17 protein-coding genes are annotated in these 14735 nt (G+C 66.1%); 7 read left to right on the forward strand and 10 right to left on the reverse strand.

The features are described from left to right. Positions 1-7: 7 nt before the first annotated feature. The 4 genes from AC25MA_RS10875 to AC25MA_RS10890 are packed head-to-tail and all read right to left on the reverse strand — an operon-like array spanning position 8 to position 3711. Positions 8-946 (reverse strand): 5-oxoprolinase subunit C family protein, encoded by a 939-nt coding sequence (locus AC25MA_RS10875; protein ID WP_062360577.1) that lies wholly within the window; start codon positions 944-946, stop codon positions 8-10. Further along, positions 943-1638, reverse strand: coding sequence for a 5-oxoprolinase subunit PxpB (pxpB, locus tag AC25MA_RS10880; RefSeq protein WP_069017004.1), 696 nt, complete (start codon positions 1636-1638; stop codon positions 943-945). Before pxpB ends, AC25MA_RS10875 begins: the two co-directional genes overlap by 4 nt. Then, on the reverse strand, positions 1635-2414 hold the full coding sequence (locus AC25MA_RS10885; protein WP_213883092.1) for a 5-oxoprolinase subunit PxpA: 780 nt from the start codon (positions 2412-2414) through the stop codon (positions 1635-1637). Before AC25MA_RS10885 ends, pxpB begins: the two co-directional genes overlap by 4 nt. 10 nt (positions 2415-2424) lie before the next feature. Then, complete coding sequence (locus tag AC25MA_RS10890; RefSeq protein ID WP_062360573.1) at positions 2425-3711, reverse strand: MFS transporter; 1287 nt, start codon at positions 3709-3711, stop codon at positions 2425-2427. Between the two features lie 129 nt (positions 3712-3840). Here AC25MA_RS10890 and AC25MA_RS10895 point away from each other — a divergent pair, with 129 nt between their 5' ends. Beyond that, entirely contained in the window at positions 3841-4752 is a 912-nt protein-coding gene (locus AC25MA_RS10895; protein ID WP_050706836.1) for a LysR family transcriptional regulator, read from the forward strand. A 21-nt stretch (positions 4753-4773) separates the two neighbouring features. On the opposite strand, the gene AC25MA_RS10900 is transcribed toward AC25MA_RS10895, so the two are convergent. The 3 genes from AC25MA_RS10900 to AC25MA_RS10910 are packed head-to-tail and all read right to left on the reverse strand — an operon-like array spanning position 4774 to position 6603. Next, positions 4774-5295 carry a DUF2937 family protein gene (locus AC25MA_RS10900; RefSeq protein ID WP_028693034.1) on the reverse strand — a complete coding sequence of 174 codons (522 nt, stop codon included), beginning with the start codon at positions 5293-5295 and terminating at the stop codon, positions 4774-4776. Between the two features lie 9 nt (positions 5296-5304). Further along, complete coding sequence (locus tag AC25MA_RS10905; RefSeq protein ID WP_028693033.1) at positions 5305-6078, reverse strand: class II glutamine amidotransferase; 774 nt, start codon at positions 6076-6078, stop codon at positions 5305-5307. Positions 6079-6093: 15 nt separating this feature from the next. Beyond that, entirely contained in the window at positions 6094-6603 is a 510-nt protein-coding gene (locus AC25MA_RS10910; protein WP_062360569.1) for a hypothetical protein, read from the reverse strand. Positions 6604-6727: 124 nt separating this feature from the next. On the opposite strand from AC25MA_RS10910, the gene AC25MA_RS10915 reads away from it, so the two are divergent. Together AC25MA_RS10915 and AC25MA_RS10920 are read left to right on the forward strand one after the other, a co-directional pair. Further along, positions 6728-8770, forward strand: coding sequence for a S9 family peptidase (locus tag AC25MA_RS10915; protein ID WP_263156139.1), 2043 nt, complete (start codon positions 6728-6730; stop codon positions 8768-8770). Between the two features lie 183 nt (positions 8771-8953). Next, complete coding sequence (locus AC25MA_RS10920) at positions 8954-9427, forward strand: cyclic nucleotide-binding domain-containing protein (protein ID WP_028693030.1); 474 nt, start codon at positions 8954-8956, stop codon at positions 9425-9427. On the opposite strand, the gene AC25MA_RS10925 is transcribed toward AC25MA_RS10920, so the two are convergent. Further along, complete coding sequence (locus AC25MA_RS10925; RefSeq protein WP_028693029.1) at positions 9424-9699, reverse strand: hypothetical protein; 276 nt, start codon at positions 9697-9699, stop codon at positions 9424-9426. The genes AC25MA_RS10920 and AC25MA_RS10925 overlap by 4 nt on opposite strands. 132 nt (positions 9700-9831) lie before the next feature. Between AC25MA_RS10925 and AC25MA_RS10930 the strand changes: the two genes are divergently transcribed. From AC25MA_RS10930 to AC25MA_RS10940, 3 genes are all read left to right on the forward strand, one after another. After that, the gene (locus tag AC25MA_RS10930; protein ID WP_023632486.1) at positions 9832-10197 is read left to right on the forward strand and encodes a YajD family HNH nuclease; all 366 of its coding nucleotides are present in this window, start codon (positions 9832-9834) and stop codon (positions 10195-10197) included. A gap of 73 nt (positions 10198-10270) precedes the next feature. Continuing rightward, positions 10271-10741 carry an RNA methyltransferase gene (locus AC25MA_RS10935; RefSeq protein ID WP_028693028.1) on the forward strand — a complete coding sequence of 157 codons (471 nt, stop codon included), beginning with the start codon at positions 10271-10273 and terminating at the stop codon, positions 10739-10741. A 1095-nt stretch (positions 10742-11836) separates the two neighbouring features. Then, positions 11837-12160, forward strand: coding sequence for a YgaP-like transmembrane domain (locus AC25MA_RS10940; RefSeq protein ID WP_028693027.1), 324 nt, complete (start codon positions 11837-11839; stop codon positions 12158-12160). Between the two features lie 90 nt (positions 12161-12250). On the opposite strand, the gene AC25MA_RS10945 is transcribed toward AC25MA_RS10940, so the two are convergent. Together AC25MA_RS10945 and AC25MA_RS10950 are read right to left on the reverse strand one after the other, a co-directional pair. Continuing rightward, a complete protein-coding gene (locus AC25MA_RS10945; RefSeq protein WP_028693026.1) occupies positions 12251-13459 on the reverse strand; it encodes a M61 metallopeptidase family protein in 1209 nt (402 codons plus the stop codon). Between the two features lie 24 nt (positions 13460-13483). Continuing rightward, a complete protein-coding gene (locus AC25MA_RS10950) occupies positions 13484-13933 on the reverse strand; it encodes a YcgN family cysteine cluster protein (RefSeq protein WP_088852719.1) in 450 nt (149 codons plus the stop codon). 145 nt (positions 13934-14078) lie between these two features. Between AC25MA_RS10950 and AC25MA_RS10955 the strand changes: the two genes are divergently transcribed. Then, on the forward strand, positions 14079-14672 hold the full coding sequence (locus tag AC25MA_RS10955) for a nitroreductase family protein (protein ID WP_028693024.1): 594 nt from the start codon (positions 14079-14081) through the stop codon (positions 14670-14672). Positions 14673-14735 lie beyond the last annotated feature (63 nt).

Raw genomic sequence — 14735 nt, forward strand, 5'->3', positions numbered from 1 at the left:
GGCACCTTCATCCCCAACGGCTCAGATAAGCCTGCTGCTCCCGCCACGCTTCGTCCTGCACCACCGCCCGAAACCGCACCGCGGTCCCCGGCATGCACTGCGCCAGCTGCGCCAGCGCCAACGGCGTCAACGCCCCCAGCCGCGGATATCCACCGATGGTCTGCCGGTCATTGAGCAACACGATCGGCTGCCCATCCGGCGGCACCTGCACGGCGCCGAGGGGAATCCCCTCGGAGATCATCGGCGCACCCTGGTAGACCAGTTGCGGCCCGAGCAGGCGAATGCCCATGCGGTCGGCACGGCTGTCCAGCGTCCAGTCACGGTTGAACGCCTCGAACAAGCTGGTGCCGCCAAAGTCACCGATCTGCGCGCCCATCACCAGATCCAATACCGGTTTCTCGGCATACTCCGGCCGCAGCGCTTCGGGCACGTGGGAGCGGCGGTTCGGCGCCCCGATTTGCCCCGCGATGGCCCCGGCAGCATGCAGTACCTCCCCTTTCAGCAGCGCCCGGCCCTGGCCGTCTACTCCACCCAGTTCTTCCCGTACCACGGTGGAACAACTCCCCAGCACCGACTCGCCCACGAACCCGCCCGGCACCGCCAGATAAGCACGTACCCCTTGGCGAGGCTGGCGCAGCGTCAGGCGCTGGCCCTTGCCCAGGTTGAAACTGGTCCAGGGCGCCACGGCCTGTCCGTCGGCCTGCGCATCCAGGTCGGCCCCGGCCAGCGCCAGCACGCAGTCCTGCTCGGCAACCACACTGAAGCCGCCAAGCGCAATCTCCACCACGGCGCTGTCCAGGGCATTGCCCAGCAGCCAGTTGGCCCAGCGCATCGCCACCCAGTCCAGCGCGCCGCCCTGGGTCACGCCCAGGTGCCGCACACCGAAACGCCCGGCATCCTGCAACAGGCACAGCGCGGTGCTGGCCTCGATTCTCAATTGGCTCATGCCTGGGCCTCCAGCGGGCTGTCGTCACCGCCCAGGTTGATGAATTCGGCCCGTTCGACGGCCACGAAACGCACCCGATCACCAGGCTGCAGCAGGCTGTAGCCCTCGCGCTCGCGGTCGAACAGGCGCACCGGCGTGCGACCGATCAGGTTCCAGCCGCCCGGCGACACGGCCGGATAGGCGGCAGTCTGGCGCTCGGCGATGCCGACGCTGCCCGCCGCCACGCGCTTGCGCGGGGTGCTCAGGCGCGGCGTGGCCAGGCGTTCATCGACCAGGCCCATGAAGCCGAAGCCCGGCGCGAACCCCAGGGCGAACACCGGGTAGTCGCGGCCACAATGCAGACGGATCACCTCGGCCTCGCTCATCCCGCCGCGCGCGGCCAGCACCGGCAGCTCGGGGCCGACGCTGGCGTGGTACCACACCGCGATTTCGTGCCGGCGCCCGGCCTGGCCGGCATCCGGCCGCAGGCCCTCCAGCGCCTGCAGGATGCGCTGGCGCGCCTCGCCCGGCGCCAGGTCGAACTGCACCATCAGCGTGGTATAGGACGGCACCAGGTCGATCAGCTGCTGGCCAAAAGCATCCCGCAAGCGCTGGCTGGCGGCGAGGATCCACGGCATGTTGCCTTCATCGATGGCATCGAACAGCCGCACCATCAGGCTGTCGATGGCCACCACCTCGATACGTGGCGTCATGCTTGCTCCAGTGCATCCAGGGCCTGGCGGATCTGGCGCACGGCGGCCACTGAGCCGTCGTTGTCGCCGTGCACGCACAGGGTGCTGGCGTTCAAGCGCACATCGCTGCCGTCGTCAGCCACCAGGGCCTCGCCCTTGGCCAAGCGCAAGGCCTGTTCGACCACCAGCGCCGGGTCGTGGTGCACAGCGTTCGGCAGGCGCCGCGACATCAGGTGCCCGCTGGCGGTGTAGCCACGGTCGGCGAAGGCCTCGAACCACAGTGGCACGCCGACTTCATCGCCCAGGGCCTGGGCGGCGCTGTCGTCGGCGGTGGCCATGAGCATCAGCGGCAGGCCGCTGTCGAACGCCCCCACCGCTTCGAGCACGGTGCGCAGGATGTCCGGGTTGGCCATCATGTCGTTGTACAGCGCGCCGTGGGGCTTGACGTAGGCCACCCGACCGCCGAGCACCTTGCAGATGCCGTCCAGGGCGCCGATCTGGTAGTGCAGCAGGTCACGGATCTCGTCGCTGCTGCAGGCCATGGAACGGCGGCCGAAGCCCATCAGATCCGGATAGGCCGGGTGCGCGCCGATGGCCACCCGGTGTTCCAGGGCCAGGGCCACGGTGCGGCGCATGGTGCCCGGGTCGCCAGCGTGGTAGCCGCAGGCGATATTGGCGCAGTCGATGAATGGCATCACCTTGGCGTCCTGGCCCATGCGCCAGTTGCCGAAGCTCTCGCCCATGTCGCAATTGAGTAGCAGGCGTTTCACCTGGCGGACCTCCGTATCAATGTTCATGGTGCCTACCTTAGCGCGCCTGGAGCGCTTTGCCGCGGGTTTCCGGCAGGCTCAGGGCCGCCAGAATCACCACACCGTAGGACACCGCGGCGAAGGCGCCAATCCCCAGGCCCAACGGCACTTTCTCGCCAAGCAGGCCGATCAGCAACGGGAACATCGCCGCGACCACCTTGCCGATGTTGTAGCAGAAGCCCTGCCCCGATCCGCGTATCCGGGTCGGGAACAGTTCGGTGAGGAACGAACCCATGCCACTGAAGATGCCCGAGGCGAAGAAGCCCAGGGGGAAGCCCAGCCACAGCATCACGCCGTCGCTGACCGGCATCTGCGTGTAGAGCAGGACGATGACGAACGAGCCCACGGCGAACAGGATGAAGTTCTTCCTGCGCCCCAGCAGGTCGCACAGGTAGGCGCTGACCACGTAGCCGATGTAGGAGCCGACGATGACCATCGCCAGGTAGCCGCCGGTGCCCAGCACGCTCAGGCCGCGCTCGTTCTTGAGGAAGGTCGGCAGCCACGAGGTGATGGCGTAGTAGCCGCCCAGGGCGCCGGTGGTCAGCAGCGAAGCGCGAAGGGTGGTCCAGAGCATGCCGGGGGCGAAGATCTCGTAGAACTGCGCAGGCGCCTCGGCCTGTTCCACGGCCTTGGCCTGACGGTAGATCTCCGGGTCCTTGACCAGGCGCCGGACGAAGATCACGAAGATCGCCGGCAGCAGGCCCAACAGGAACAGCGCGCGCCAGGCCTGCTCGGCCGGCAGCCAGGAGAACAACAGGGCATAGAGAATCGCCGTCAGGCCCCAGCCGATGGCCCAGCCCGACTGCACCATGCCCACCGCCTTGCCGCGGTCCTGGGCACGGATCACCTCGCCGATCAACACCGCGCCGGCGGTCCATTCGCCGCCGAAGCCGAAGCCCATCAGGGTGCGGGCGATCAGCAGTTGTTCGTAGCTCTGGGCGAAGCCGCAGAGGAAGGTGAAAAAGGCGAACCACAATACCGTCAGTTGCAAGGTGCGCACCCGCCCGATGCGGTCGGACAGAATGCCGGCGATCCAGCCGCCCAGGGCCGAGGCGATCAAGGTGCTGGTGTGGATCAACCCGGCCTCGGCGGTGCTGATGCCCCACACCAAGATCAGGGTGGGGATGACGAAACTCAGCATCTGGGTGTCCATGCCGTCCAGGCCGTAGCCGATCTTGCAGCTCCAGAAGGTGCGTCGTTGCTGGGAGTCGATGTCGCGGTACCAGGCGAAGGGGCCGCTCGAGGTTCGGGCGGGGGCCTGCTGCTGCACGCCGGTCGGGTTCATGGTTGCCTCGGCTTGTTGGTATTGTTCTATGGGCGACGTCGGGCGTCGCGGCCTGGGCTTCATGTTCAGAGGCCGCGCCGCCTGCGTCCAACGAGAAAAACCGCCGGTCTGGAACAAGAAAAACTGATCATGAACCTCCGTTTCCTCGAAACCTTCGTCTGGGTCGCCCGGCTCAGGAGCTTCCGCCTCACCGCCGAGAAGCTGTTCACCACCCAGGCCTCGGTGTCCAGCCGCATCGCCGCGCTGGAGGCCGACCTGGGCGTGAAACTGCTGCTGCGCGACTCCCGCGGGGTCAGCCTGACGCCGGAAGGCGCCAAGGTGCTGGAGTACGCCGAGCGCATGCTCGACACCGCCAAGGCCATGAAGCAGTCACTGGACAGCGACCGGGCCAAGACCGGACGCATCCGCCTGGGGGTGATGGACACGGTCATCCACACCTGGATGAGCGCCCTGGTGGCGGAGCTGGGCGAGCGCTACCCGCAGGTGGAGATCGAGCTGGTGGCCGATACCGCGCTGAACCTGCGCGAGCAGCTGCAGAAGGGTTTTCTCGACGTGATCCTGCAGACCGACCTGCTGCGCGAGCAGTCGATCCGCAGCCACGACCTGGCGCGCTACCCGATGGGCTGGATCGTCGCCGCAGGCTCCCCGCACCACCGCACCTACGCCTCGCTGGCGGAACTGGCCCGCGAGCGCATCGTCACCTTCTCGAAGAACTCGCGACCGCACCAGGAGGTGCTCGGCCTGTTGCAGGCCGCCGGGGCCGAGGCGCCGCGCCTGAACTGCGTGAACTCGGTGGCGGCCATCACCCGCCTGCTGCGCGACGGCTTCGGCATCGGCGCACTGCCGCCGGCGCTGGTGGATGGCGAACTGAGCCGCGGTGAGCTGGTGTTGCTGGAGGGCTTGCAGCCACCGCCGAGCCTGGAGCTGGTGGTGGCCTGGCAGACCGGCGTGGCACTGGTGGACGAGGTGGTGGGCGTGTGCCGGCAGGTGCTGGAGCGCTATGCGCGGGATGTGGGCGGGCAGCGGATCGTGCTGGTCTGAGCTGCCGCAGGGCCGGAAAAGCTAGCGCCAGCTTTCCTTCACCGCCTTGCGCCGTCCACCAAGAATCACCCAGCCAATCACCAGCAACAGGCTCTCGACCACAAACGCCAGCACGAACCCGCTGCCGATCCCCCAGCCGATCGCCTCGGGCACCAGCAGAATCTGATAGCTGTAGCCCTTGAGCGTCTCCTCGCGCAGTGCCGGCTCCGGCTGCACCAGCACATGCCAGGTGCGGCTCACCCACGAGCCCTGCAGGGCTTGCCATTCATGCTCGAGCAACTGGTTGCGGATCAGCAGGCTCTCGATGCTGTTGGCATCGCTGTTGAACACCGGATCGTCGCTGCCCCGGTAATGCCGCACCAGCGCCTGCAGGTCACCGTTGAAGAAGCGCTGCGCGGTCTGGCGGAAGCCGTCGAGCGCCTGGCGCGATTCGAGCAGGTGCGCCTCGACGCGCTGGCTGTAGTCCTTGACCAACCCCGGCACCTGGAGACCGGCCAGCAGGCCGAAGGTGAACAACAGCAAACGCAGGTAACTTCTGAACATGCAGCTTCCTTAACTCTGGCCGTGGGCAATGCACTCGCCATGCCGCCACAAGCCCCACTCACCCGGCCCGTAGCGGTTCCAGGTCTCATTCTCGGTCAGCGGCTCGGTGGCGATCACCGTGACCACGTCGTTGGGGGTGGTTTGCGTGTGGAAATCGACGATCAGGTCGACATCCTTCAGCCGCGCCGCGCCGAACGGTGCGCGGCGGGTGATGTGCACCAGTTTGGTCGAGCAGAAGCAGAACAGCCAGTCGCCGTCGCTGAGCAGGCAGTTGAACACGCCTTGGCCACGGTACCCGGCGCAGGCTTCGACCAGCACTGGCAGCAGTTGCTCGACCTCGACCGGCTCGGGGAAGGCTTCGCGCACGCGGTTGAGCAGGTCGCAGAAGGCCGCTTCGCTGTCGGTGTCGCCGATCGGCCGGTAGAACGTGCGCTGGCCGGTGAAATCGCCCAGCTGGCCGTTGTGCGCGAAGCACCAGTTGCGCCCCCACAGCTCACGCACGAATGGGTGGGTGTTGGACAGGCAGACCTTGCCGACGTTGGCCTGGCGGATATGGCCGATGACCACTTCGCTCTTGATCGGGTAACGCTGCACCAGGTTGGCCACTTCCGACTCGCTGCTCGCCGCCGGATCCTGGAACAGGCGCAGGCCGCGCCCTTCATAGAAACCGATGCCCCAGCCATCGCGGTGCGGGCCGGTGCGCCCGCCGCGCTGCATCAGGCCGGTGAAGCTGAAGACGATGTCGGTGGGGACGTTGGCGCTCATGCCCAGCAGTTCGCACATGTTGCGGCTCCTGGCTTAAAGTCGGGGTTCGACGCGGCCCTGCCCGGGCCCGGAGCGGCGCACGGGGGCGGGGGGCGGATCGTCGCGGTAGCGGTCTTGACGGTTGGCGGCCAGGGACGCTTCGGCCACGACCTCGTCTTCTTCCTTGGCCTGGCGCTGGGCGGCGGCCTCACGCTGGGCGCGGCGCTCGCGGGCACGCTTTTCCAGCGGCCAGCGGATCAGCACGAAGACGATGTACAGGGCAAAGGCGAGCATGCCGTACATGGCCAGGTCGGAGGCGGCGCGCCAGGCGTTGTTGCCGACCTTGAAGGCGACGTCCAGCGCGGTGATGGCAATGGCCGGGGCGAAGCTTTCCTTGACCGGGTCGACGATGGTCGGCGAGAACAGCAATACGGCGATGATCACCCGCAGCGGCTCGCGCAACCAGCGCCACATCCAGCCGGTCAGCTTGAAGCCCACCAGCAGGCAGCCCAGGGCGGCAACGGCGTACAGGCCCCAGGCGAGGGTATAGTCGTGTTCGGTCATGGTGTGGGTGCAAGCCAGGCAAAGAGACGCCTATGATAAACACTTTTCCCGGCGCAGGCTGCCCCCGCCCCGCAAGGGACCTGCAGCGGCCCCGCGATGGGGTCCACAATCGATGAGATCACCCATGCCCCTACCCCTTCCCGCCCCGATCGCCCATCAAGCCGAAGGCCAAGACCCCTACGCCTGGCTGCAGCAGCGCGACACCCCCGAGGTCCTGGCCTACCTGGAAGCGGAAAACGCCTACCAGCAAGCCGTCCTCGCCGACCAGGCGCCGCTGCGTGAACAGCTGTTCGAAGAAATCAAGGGCCGCATCCTCGAGACCGACCTGTCGCTGCCCTCGCCCTGGGGCCCATACCTCTACTACACCCGTACCACCGCGGGCGACGAGTACCCGCGCCATTACCGCTGCCCGCGCCCGGCCGACGACAGCAACACCGTCGATGAAAGCCGCGAGGAGCTGCTGCTCGATCCCAACGCCCTGGCCAATGGCGGCTTTCTTTCCCTCGGCGCCTTCAGCGTCAGCCCCGACCACCGCCTGCTGGCCTACAGCCTGGACACCAGCGGCGACGAGATCTACACCCTGTACGTCAAGGACCTGGCCAACGGCGCGCTGACCGCCCTGCCCTTCGACGACTGCGACGGCAGCATGACCTGGGCCAACGACAGCCAGACGTTGTTCTTCGCCGAACTGGACGACACCCACCGCCCCTGGCGCCTGCGCCGCCACACCCTGGGCGAGACCGACGCCGCCACGGTCTTCGAGGAGCCCGACGGGCGCTTCTTCCTGCATTGCTACCGAGCCAGCTCCGAGCGCCAACTGGTGCTGCTGCTCAACAGCAAGACCACCAGCGAGGCCTGGGTGCTCGATGCCGCCACGCCACAGGCTGATTTCACCTGCCTGGCGCCGCGGGTCGAAGGTCATGAGTACTTCCCCGACCACGGCCAGCTCGACGGTCAGTGGCGCTGGTTCGTGCGCAGCAACCAGGACGGCATCAACTTCGCCCTGTTCCACGCGCCGGCCGACAGCGTGCCGCCCCGCGCGCAGTGGCAGGTGCTGGTGCCGCACCGTGACGACGTCATGCTCGAAGGGCTCAGCCTCAATGCCACGGCGTTGTCCCTGAGCCTGCGCGAAGGCGGCCTGCCGATCATCGAAGTGCACCCGCAAGGCCTGCCGGCTTACCGCGTCGAGCTGCCGGACGCCGCCTACAGCCTCTACGTGCAGGACAGCCTGGAATTCGCCAGCACACGCATCCGCCTGCGCTATGAAGCCCTCAACCGCCCGGCCCAGGTGCGCCAGCTGGAGCTGGCCACGGGCGCCCAGCAGGTGCTCAAGCAGACTCCGGTGCTCGGCGCCTTCGACGCCGACGACTACATCAGCCAGCGTCTGTGGGCGGTGGCCAAGGACGGCACCCGGGTACCGATCAGCCTGGTGCGCCGTCGCGCTGACGAAGGCAAGACGGTGCCGCTCTATCTCTACGGCTACGGCGCCTACGGCGAGAGCCTCGACCCGTGGTTCTCCCATGCCCGCCTGAGCCTGCTGGAGCGCGGCGTGGCCTTCGCCATCGCCCATGTGCGCGGCGGCGGCGAGCTGGGCGAGGCCTGGTACCGGGCCGGCAAGCAGGAGCACAAGCACAACAGCTTCGACGACTTCATCGCTTGCGCCGAGCACCTGATCGCCGAAGGCGTGACCACCCGCGAACGCCTGGCGATCAGCGGTGGCAGTGCCGGTGGTCTGCTCATGGGCGCGGTGCTCAACCTACGCCCCGAGCTATTCCGTTGCGCCATCGCCGAAGTGCCGTTCGTCGATGTGCTCAACACCATGCTCGACCCCGAGCTGCCGCTGACCGTCACCGAGTACGACGAATGGGGCAACCCCGAGGAGCCCGAGGTGTACGAGCGGATCAAGGCCTACGCGCCCTACGAGAACGTCAAGGCGCAGGCCTACCCGGCGCTGCTGGTGGTCGCCGGCTACAACGACAGCCGCGTGCAGTACTGGGAGGCGGCCAAGTGGGTGGCGCGCCTGCGCACGCGCAAGACCGACGACAACCTGCTGCTGCTCAAGACCGAGATGGGCGCGGGCCACGGCGGCATGAGCGGGCGCTACCAGGGGCTGCGCGATGTGGCGCTGGAGTATGCGTTCGTCTTCAATGAACTGGGCGTGGCGTAAAACGCGATTTTCGTTGTCATAGCGTCAAGCTGACGTGGGAGCGGGCTTGCCCCGCGATGAGGACAGACCAGGCAGCGTCATCGCCTGGTCGAACCTGATCGCGGGTCAAGCCCGCTCCCACGATGCCTCACTACTTACCCAGCAGTTTGTGGCGCTTTCCAGACATTCGAAGAAGAACAACACATGCCCGACACCCAGCACCTGAACGCCGAAATCCGCGACATGCTCATGGACTGCGGCCTGTTCGACACCCTGCAGCCCGGTGACTTCCTCGCCGCCGCCGGCTACTTCAGCCTCGCCGCCGTGGCCCAGGGCCAGACCCTGTTCAGCGAAGGCGACGCCGGCACCTTCATGTGCATCCTCCATCGCGGCGTGGTCTCGGTGCGCAAGACCGACGGCAACGGCGCCCAGGTGGAGATCGCCACCCTGCGCAAGGGCCGGGCCTTCGGCGAGATGGCCGTGCTCGACGGCGAACGCCGCTCGGCCACCTGCGTGGCCGCCAGCGACTGCCAGCTGCTGACCCTGGGCAAGGACGCGCTGGAAAAGATGCTCAACGAAGCGCCGCGCATCGCCGCACGGATCATCCGCGCCCTCGCCGTGGCCTTGTCAAAACGCCTGCGCATGCAGGATGGCCAGCGCCTGGCGCAGCAAGTCTAGCGGCCCTTGTCAGGCGGTTTCGGCGGGTCCTGGCTCAGCCCGGGCAACGGCTGGTCCTTGGGTGGCCCCGGCAGCGGCATTGGCGGCAACAGCGGCGCGCCCGGCCGGTTGGCACCGGCCTTGGGCGGCGTGCTCGGGGTGATCTGCGGGTAAGGGGTCGGCGTCGCGGTCCCGGGCGCCCCGGGAACCGTCGTGAGCGGCCGTTGCTGGCCCGCGGCGTCGGCCGTGGATACAGCGCCAAGCAACAACGCGGCGAGGATCGCATGCAACATCGGCAGCCTCCTGTCAGAAACCTCCCTACAGGCTACGCCCAATGGCGCGATTTTGCCTGTCCGCCCGGCCCACAGGCGCGCTAGACTCAACGGCATAACCGTCATTGCCCTGATCAGAAAAAAGGTAACACCATGAGCTCCACCTCCGACGCCACCGCCCGTCTCGACCGCATCCTCGCCGACGCCAAGCGCGACAAGGAAATGGGCTACCGCGACAAGGCGCTGAAGATGTATCCCCACGTCTGCGGCCGTTGCACCCGCGAGTTCTCCGGCAAACGCCTGTCGGAACTGACCGTGCACCACCGCGACCATAACCACGACAACAACCCCCAGGACGGCTCCAACTGGGAGTTGCTGTGCCTGTACTGCCACGACAACGAGCACGCCCGCTACACCGACCAGCAGTATTTCAGCGAAGGTTCGCTGAGCACGCCGAAAGTCGCCGTGGCCACACACAACCCGTTCGCCGGCCTGGCCGCGCTGATGAAGAAGGACTGAACGTCGATTCGCGCCCCCGGTGTGCCGGCAAGCCCGTATAATCGCGCTCTTTTTTTACGAAGGGCCTCGACACGTGGCGAACAAACGGTATAGCTGCATCGGCCTGTTCAACCCCAAATCCGCGGAAAACGTAGGCTCGGTGATGCGCGCCGCGGGCTGCTATGGCGTCAACTCGGTGTTCTACACCGGCAAGCGTTATGAGCGCGCCCGCGACTTCGTCACCGATACCAAGCGCGTGCACTACGACATCCCGCTGATCGGCATCGACGACCTGCAGCGCATCATTCCCCTGGGCTGCACCCCGGTGGCCGTGGAGCTGGTGGAAGGCGCACGGCCATTGCCTGAGTACACCCACCCGGACCGGGCGATCTACATCTTCGGGCCAGAGGATGGCTCGTTGAGCGAAGACGTGCGCGGCTGGTGCGAAGAGACGATCTACATCCCGACAGAAGGCTGCATGAACCTGGCGGCGACGGTGAATGTGGTGCTGTACGACCGCATGGCCAAAGGCTTGAACACCCGCTCGGGGCCGAAGTTCAAGTAGCCCTCACGCCTTGCGCCCCCCCAATCCGGCTCCCGTGCAAGCCTGGCGTCTACGCGGCGAAATAAACGCTACCGTAGGCCGTTGCCGTTGCCGTTGCCGTTGTGCTTTTGCTTTTGCTTTTGCTTTTGCTTTTGCTTCTAAGCGCGCGATATCCCAGGCGACACAAATTGCGACTTCAGGAGGCCGAACGCAGGCCTTGCGGAGGGAGGTGACGGGCATGGATGCCCGTCAAGCGCTGGGGCCCAGGATGGGCCCTGCAGCGCGGTCCTCCCGGGAGCAAGGCCGGAGTGAGGGGACCCGGAGCGAAGCGCAGGGCCGGATGAATGGAGCGAGGATTTTTTGGTTCCTTTTTGATCCTTCAAAAAGGAACTCGCCGTAAGGGCGAAAAGGTGACTATGCGTCGACATCGCAAACGAATGCACTTACAACCATTAAAACCAGCGCCGACCGACTTTGACTTTGACTTTGACTTTGACTTTGACTTTGACTTTTAGAGCATGAGTTTTGAAAGTTATATGCGCATTCATTTGCGATGGTGACGCATAGTCACCTTTCCGCCCTTACGGCGGGTCCCTTTTTGAAGGATCAAAAAGGAACCAAAAAATCCTCGCTCCATTCATCCGGCCCCTACGCTTCGCTCCGGGGTCCCCTCACTCCGGACTTGCTCCCGGGAGGACCGCGCTGAACGCCCCATCCTGGGGCGCAGCGCTTGACGGGCATCCATGCCCGTCACCTCCCTCCGCAAGCCCTGCGTTCGGCCTCCTGAAGTCGCAATTGGTGTTGCCTGACCTACCGCGCGCTTAGAAGCAAAAGCAAAAGAACAACAGCAACAGCAACAGCAACATCGAGACTTAGAAGTTCTCCACAGTCGTTCAGCCACGGCAGCCAAACCATGTCACGACTGATTAAATACGCTGATCAAAATTTTAATTACAACCAACATGCTCGCCAACGGCACCCACACCCAAATGTTATAAACCCACCTTGCTCAGGATAGCCTCGAAGTTGACCGGGTCAACCACGCGGGAAATTACACTGAACGCTTGCACGCTGGTCAAAGTCTGCTGGATATCACCCACCTGAGGAGACCTGGCAATGCACGATATCCATTGGACAACGGACGCACCGAAACATAATGTCCACGGCCTGGAGCGCGTCAGCTCCCTGGCTGGGGGCGCGTTGATGATCAGCAAGGGGCTGCGCCACGGTGGCCTGCTGGGGATGTTGCAGGTTGCCGTAGGCGGCTTGGCGCTGGCCCGTGGCGTGAGCGGGCATTGCTCGACCAAGGCATGGTGGTTGCGGCATCGCGCCGAATACCTGCGCCTGCATCGCGACATAGAACGAGGCGCTGCCGAGCTCAAGGCGCTGAAGGCCAGCGCCGAGGCGGCGACCCGTACCGCGACGGTGACTGGCGGTTGAAAGCATCGCGGGCAAGCCCGCTTCCACGAGCCCGCGTTCAAAATGATGTCCGGGGCCGTGGGAACGGGCTTGCCGCGATAGATCCTGCGCTTAGCGCAATACCTTGCTTTGCAATACTTCGGACTGCCGCCCCAGCACGTTCTCGCTGATCTGCACGAACTCCTCGGTGCTGACGCTCGACAGGCGCATCAGCGCACGGGCGACGTCGTCCAGCGAGCGCTTGTCGTGGTGGTGCAGGCGGATCTCGCGATCCAGCGCCTGCAGCAGCAGCACGCCACGGGCCACCTGCGCGGCATCGGCCTTGGCGCCCTTGAGGTGGTTCACCTTGGCAGCCAGCTTGTGCTGACGGGCCTGCAGCGCCTCGTAGCGATCATCGCTCATGCCACCAGCGCGGCGCAGCAGCTCGGTGGCGTAATAGTCGGCCAGGCTCTCGCCCAGCCAGTCGCTGCCGTCGCGGTCGTTGATCTGGGCGAACAGCTGCACCAATTCACGCAGCACCGGGCTGGTGCCGTTCTCGCTGACCAGCGGGCGCGTGCTGTGCAGATACAGCGAGTTGTTGCCGGCCAGCACGCCGCGCCACATCTCGTCACGGGCACCGACCAGCAGCAGCTTCGGAGGGTTGCGCGGGAACACCGCCTGCAACTGCGGCCAGATAAAGGTCAGCAGGGTCAGCGTGTCCATGCGCCGCATGCCCTGGCCTTGCGGAGCGGCCACGGTCACCTCTGTGACGCCCAGGCGCGCCCGACGACTGCCCAGGTTGCCGGCGAGCATCCAGCCGGTGGGCCGGTCGAACAGCCGCGACACATCGTCGATGCGAAATTTCTGCCGGCCGATACGTGGCCAGGCGGTTTCGACGCTTTTCCAGCCCGTCGGCAGGTCGAAGGTCAGCCGCGAGACCAGCTCGGTGCCATCCTGCTGGTCGAGGCGCGCCGGCGGCACCAGCTGGTCACCACGGAACAGCGCCCAGTGCGGCGTGATGCGCGCCTCATGGGCGCCGCCACGGGGTTGCTGGTCGAGCAGCACGCGGTAGCTGAGGCTGGTCTTGCCCGCCGCCGGGTGCCAGACGCCACGTCCGTTCTGCACCTGCCACTGGCCATCGGCGAGAAAGTCGCTGTAGGCACCAGGCTTGCCCAGGTCGAAGTCCAGGCTGCGCACCGCACTGCCGTCGGCCAGAGTCAGGCGCACCTCGGCCTGGCCGCTCTGCGGCAGCAGGCGCACCTGGTAATCGAGGTCGACCTTCTTCGCCAGGACCTGCGAACTGGCCAGCAGGCCGACAACCAGCAACAACAGGCGACGCATAAAAACTCCTTGTTTCCCGGACACTCAACCTGCGCGGAAGATCAGATGGTCTTCCCAGTCGTCTTCATCCACGTCGTTCTCGCTGAGCATGCGCCCCGACCGGGAGATGCGCTGCTCATGCACCTGCTGGCGATCACCGCTGACCAGGTGGTGCCAGGCCGGCAGGTCCTGTCCCTCGCTGACCAGGCGGTAACCGCAGGTGGGCGGCAGCCACTTGAACTGGTCGGCCTTGCCGGGGGTCAGCTGGATGCAGTCGGGGACGTGCTCGAAGCGATTGGGGTAGTCGCTGCACTGGCACGACTGCAGGTCCAGCAGCTTGCAGGCGATACTCGTGTAATAGACGCTGTTGTCTTCCTCGTCCTCGAGTTTCTGCAGACAGCACAGGCCGCAGCCGTCGCAGAGCGACTCCCATTCCTGGTCATCGAGCTGGTCGAGGGTCTTGCGCCGCCAGAAGGGCGCGGTATCGGCGATCATCACACGGTTTCCTGCAGTCAACGTCAAGCCGCGGCGCGCGGCGGCGCCAGTCTAGAGGCAGTCCGGCGGCAACGCCAGACCGCTTGTCAGTGCTCACCGGACGCAGTAGCGTGCGGTATTTTCCCCCGCCCTTGCAGGAGCACCCATGAGCGCCACCCCACGCATCGCCGACTATGCCATCAACGAGCAGTTCATCAATCGCTGGTCGCCCCGCGCCTTCACCGCCGAGCCGATCAGCCAGGAAACCTTGCTGAGCTTCCTCGAGGCCGCGCGCTGGGCTCCGTCGGCCTACAACTCGCAGCCGTGGCGCTTCCTTTACGCCCGCCGCGACACGCCGAGCTGGGAACGCTACCTGGGCATCCTCAACGAGTTCAACCGCAGCTGGGCGCAGCACGCTTCGGCGCTGGTGCTGATCATCTCCAAGACCACCTTCGCAGCGCCCGGCTCCGATGAAGAAAAGCCTGCGCTGTGGCACACCTTCGACACCGGCTCAGCCTGGGGCCATCTGGCGCTGCAGGCGAGCATCAGCGGCTGGCACAGCCATGGCATGGCCGGCTTCGACCAGGACCTGGCGCGCAGCGAGCTGAAGATCCCCGAGGGCTACGCACTGCATGCGATGGTGGCGATCGGCAAGCTGGGCGACAAGGCGACCCTGGCCGAAGGCCTGCAGGCCCGCGAAGTGCCGAGCCCGCGCCGACCGCTGAGCGAGCTGGCGGCCGAAGGTGAGTTCAGCCTCTAAGGTTGTGATCGCCTTATCGCGAGGCAGGTGCCCGTGGAAACGGGCTTGCCCCGCGATGAGGTC

The sequence above is a fragment of the Pseudomonas sp. P65(2024) genome, from assembly GCF_057480955.1.

Coding starts and splice junctions, on each gene's coding strand:
- AC25MA_RS10875 (WP_062360577.1), bottom strand. CDS start 946: ATGAGCCAATTGAGAATCGAGGCCAGCACCGCGCTGTGCCTGTTGCAG.
- pxpB (WP_069017004.1), bottom strand. CDS start 1,638: ATGACGCCACGTATCGAGGTGGTGGCCATCGACAGCCTGATGGTGCGG.
- AC25MA_RS10885 (WP_213883092.1), bottom strand. CDS start 2,414: ATGAACATTGATACGGAGGTCCGCCAGGTGAAACGCCTGCTACTCAAT.
- AC25MA_RS10890 (WP_062360573.1), bottom strand. CDS start 3,711: ATGAACCCGACCGGCGTGCAGCAGCAGGCCCCCGCCCGAACCTCGAGC.
- AC25MA_RS10895 (WP_050706836.1), top strand. CDS start 3,841: ATGAACCTCCGTTTCCTCGAAACCTTCGTCTGGGTCGCCCGGCTCAGG.
- AC25MA_RS10900 (WP_028693034.1), bottom strand. CDS start 5,295: ATGTTCAGAAGTTACCTGCGTTTGCTGTTGTTCACCTTCGGCCTGCTG.
- AC25MA_RS10905 (WP_028693033.1), bottom strand. CDS start 6,078: ATGTGCGAACTGCTGGGCATGAGCGCCAACGTCCCCACCGACATCGTC.
- AC25MA_RS10910 (WP_062360569.1), bottom strand. CDS start 6,603: ATGACCGAACACGACTATACCCTCGCCTGGGGCCTGTACGCCGTTGCC.
- AC25MA_RS10915 (WP_263156139.1), top strand. CDS start 6,728: ATGCCCCTACCCCTTCCCGCCCCGATCGCCCATCAAGCCGAAGGCCAA.
- AC25MA_RS10920 (WP_028693030.1), top strand. CDS start 8,954: ATGCCCGACACCCAGCACCTGAACGCCGAAATCCGCGACATGCTCATG.
- AC25MA_RS10925 (WP_028693029.1), bottom strand. CDS start 9,699: ATGTTGCATGCGATCCTCGCCGCGTTGTTGCTTGGCGCTGTATCCACG.
- AC25MA_RS10930 (WP_023632486.1), top strand. CDS start 9,832: ATGAGCTCCACCTCCGACGCCACCGCCCGTCTCGACCGCATCCTCGCC.
- AC25MA_RS10940 (WP_028693027.1), top strand. CDS start 11,837: ATGCACGATATCCATTGGACAACGGACGCACCGAAACATAATGTCCAC.
- AC25MA_RS10945 (WP_028693026.1), bottom strand. CDS start 13,459: ATGCGTCGCCTGTTGTTGCTGGTTGTCGGCCTGCTGGCCAGTTCGCAG.
- AC25MA_RS10950 (WP_088852719.1), bottom strand. CDS start 13,933: ATGATCGCCGATACCGCGCCCTTCTGGCGGCGCAAGACCCTCGACCAG.
- AC25MA_RS10955 (WP_028693024.1), top strand. CDS start 14,079: ATGAGCGCCACCCCACGCATCGCCGACTATGCCATCAACGAGCAGTTC.